The 2906-nt window shown below is 37.2% G+C and carries 4 protein-coding genes; all 4 read left to right on the top strand.

Translation table 11 applies throughout. The annotated features are described in order from the left end of the window. Nucleotides 1–963 (top strand): sigma-54-dependent Fis family transcriptional regulator (locus VU18_RS16745; RefSeq protein WP_047758620.1); only part of this gene is annotated, 963 nt, incomplete at its 5' end. A gap of 78 nt (nt 964–1041) precedes the next feature. Beyond that, entirely contained in the window at nt 1042–1314 is a 273-nt protein-coding gene (locus VU18_RS17745) for a (2Fe-2S)-binding protein (protein WP_082218554.1), read from the top strand. Further along, nucleotides 1311–1664, top strand: coding sequence for a (2Fe-2S)-binding protein (locus VU18_RS17740; protein ID WP_082218553.1), 354 nt, complete (start codon nt 1311–1313; stop codon nt 1662–1664). The genes VU18_RS17745 and VU18_RS17740 overlap by 4 nt, the downstream gene beginning before the upstream one ends. Further along, nucleotides 1652–2854, top strand: coding sequence for an NAD(P)/FAD-dependent oxidoreductase (locus tag VU18_RS16740; protein WP_047758619.1), 1203 nt, complete (start codon nt 1652–1654; stop codon nt 2852–2854). Before VU18_RS17740 ends, VU18_RS16740 begins: the two co-directional genes overlap by 13 nt. Nucleotides 2855–2906 lie beyond the last annotated feature (52 nt).

The following is a 2906-nucleotide window of genomic DNA, read 5'->3' as shown; positions in this document are numbered from 1 at the left end:
AAAGGGAGAAGCAGAGTCATTCGAAAAACGATTGAAATGGCCAGAAAGGTTAGTTCAGCTAAGTCAACCGTTCTAATATTAGGGGAAAGCGGAGTTGGAAAAGAGTTATTTGCCAAAGCAATTCATGATGCACGTGAAGCATCAAACGCCCCATTTATATCTATAAATTGCGGCGCAATTCCAGCGTCCTTATTTGAAAGTGAGTTATTTGGTTATGAAAGGGGGGCTTTTTCAGGAGCGGACCAAAGAGGAAGAAAGGGAAAAATAGAATTAGCAAAAGGTGGAACATTATTTTTAGATGAAATTGGTGAAATGCCAATGGAAATGCAGGTTAAGCTTTTGAGAGTGCTACAGGAAAAGAAATTCTATCGAATAGGCGGAACAAAGGAAATCGACGCCGATTTCAGAGTAATTGCTGCTACGAATAAAAATTTGGAGGATATGATTAAAGATGGAAAATTTAGAGAAGATTTGTTTTATCGCTTAAACGTCATAAGTATTAATATTCCTCCTTTAAGGGAAAGAAAAGAAGACATAATTGAACTGACCCACTACTTTTTGTACGAGTTCTCCATCAGATATAACAGGCCAATTCATGGTATTTCTCAAGAAGTAATGAATGAATTATTTAACTATAGTTGGCCTGGGAATATACGTGAACTAAGAAATGTTATTGAACGTTTGGTAGTACTTGCGACAGATGGAATTATAAAAAAAGAAGATTTGCCTTTTGTTCATCAAGCCGATACCCGTAGTGCAAATATTTATAATCAGTTTGAAGAACCTAGCGCTGACACTGATAAAATTTTATCGCTTAAAGAAGAATTAGAGCTTTGTGAGAAAAAAATTATTGAACGGGTACTCCAAATGGAAAATGGAAATAAGCAAGCGTGCGCGAAGAGATTGGGTGTTACACGAGCAACATTGTACAATCGAATGAAGAAATTGGGTATTAAAGTGTAATTCCCCCCTCATGTATTGGCATGGTTTTTGCCAGTTATAATAACAGAACCTATAACCATTGAGCGAGGAGGGAAATACATGAAGACCTCAACAGATTTTATTGTTTGTCGATGTGAAGAGGTCACTTACCAAAATATAGTTGAAACAGCAAAAAAATATAAATGTTCATCAAGGGAGCTGAAATTAAGAACCCGTGCCGGTATGGGATTTTGCGGTGGAAGGACGTGTCGCTATCTTATCGATATGATTGCTGCTGATTATGGCCAAAATACTATGACTCACAACATTCCACTTAAATATCAAGCTCCCGTAAGACCTGTTACATTTGGATTGTTAGGTGATTTAAAATGAATAATCGTATTATTGACCATCCAGTTTTAGGTGAAATAAAAAATCGCAAAAAGATACCATTTTATTTTAATGGTCAGTATTATGAGGCATATGAAGGAGAAACTATTGCAGCCGCGCTTTTGGCCAATAATATTCGCATATTGCGTTTTCATGAAGAAAGTGGCACAGCAAGAGGAATTTATTGTAATATTGGGCATTGCTTTGAGTGCAGAGTGACTGTAAATGGTTGTAATAATGTAAGGGCCTGCATTACTTTAGTGGAAGAAAACATGGATATTCATAGTGGAAAAAGACAGCCAACTCCAATTAAAGATTTATTTAAAGGGGAAAATAACATATGGGCGAATTAGTCATTATTGGAGCTGGACCGGCAGGATTAGCTGCCTCAATTGCTGCAAGAGAATGTGGTCTTAAGGTAACATTAATTGATGAATTTATAAAGCCTGGAGGAAGATTATTAGGGCAACTATATCAGGAAAGTGATGGAACATGGTGGAACGGTATTAAAGAAACTGATAAATTAGTTGCTCAGGCAGAAGAGCTAGGAGTAGAAATTAAATGTGGGGTATCAGTTTATCATTTGGATAAACATGAACATGGGTGGGTTGTTTACACAAACCACGGAATTATGCAATCCCCATATGTTTTATTAGCAACAGGTGCAGCAGAATATCATATACCAATTCCAGGATGGACTTTGCCTGGAGTAATGTCAGTAGGGGCTGCACAGGTAATGACTAATGTTCATCGTGTAAAAGTTGGAAAAAAGGGAGTTATCATTGGAGCTAATATTCTTTCCTTTGCGATTATGCATGAACTGAAGCTTGCCGGTCTTAATATTGAGTGTATGGTATTGCCTCCGAAAAATGAGATATCAAAGACGGCTGCTGATCCAATGGAAGTCATGAAAAGTTTATTAAGAGCATCCCATTTAGCTCCATCCCCTATATTAAGATTAGGAAGTCGATTAATGATAAATGAATCATTACGTAAGTTAGCACTTCGTTTTCTCCCGAAAAAAGGCATAAGTGTATGGGGAATACCCCTTCATTTGCGGAAGGCAGCTATTGAAATAGTAGGTGAGCAGCAAGTAGAAGGGGTAAAAATAGCTGATATCACAGTAGATGGAGATCCTATTAAAGGAACTGAAAAAATAATACCAGTTGATTTTGTTTGCATATCTGGAGGTCTATATCCACTAGCAGAATTGGCTGCAGTGGCTGGGTGTCCATTTCACTATATTCCTGAGCTCGGAGGGCATATCCCGCAACATAATGAACGAATGGAAACACCTCTAAAAGGTCTATATGTTGCAGGGAATATTACTGGAATCGAGGGAGCTAAAGTTGCAATAGCACAGGGATTTGTAGCTGGCTATTCAATAGCGGATAACGCGGGAATATCGACAGAAACAGTAAAACAGAAATTGCAACAAGCAATTAAAAACGTAAAATACGTTCGTGAAAAGGCAATTATCCAGTTTTATCCTAATGTCAAAGAAAATAGAGAAAAACTGTATGGTACGTATCAATATATTTAGTTGGAAAATGGATGGCATCACATGATGAATTCTGGATGATGTATAAAATTTT

This window comes from Geobacillus sp. ZGt-1 (assembly GCF_001026865.1).
GTDB classification, from domain to species: Bacteria; Bacillota; Bacilli; order Bacillales; family Anoxybacillaceae; genus Geobacillus; species Geobacillus thermoleovorans.
Note: the sequence above shows the minus strand (reverse complement) of the source record. Positions and strands in the feature narration are given on the sequence as shown.

What these genes read in the sequence shown, in the direction of transcription:
- VU18_RS17745 (WP_082218554.1), top strand. Translation starts at nt 1,042, where the DNA reads ATGAAGACCTCAACAGATTTTATTGTTTGTCGATGTGAAGAGGTCACT.
- VU18_RS17740 (WP_082218553.1), top strand. Translation starts at nt 1,311, where the DNA reads ATGAATAATCGTATTATTGACCATCCAGTTTTAGGTGAAATAAAAAAT.
- VU18_RS16740 (WP_047758619.1), top strand. Translation starts at nt 1,652, where the DNA reads ATGGGCGAATTAGTCATTATTGGAGCTGGACCGGCAGGATTAGCTGCC.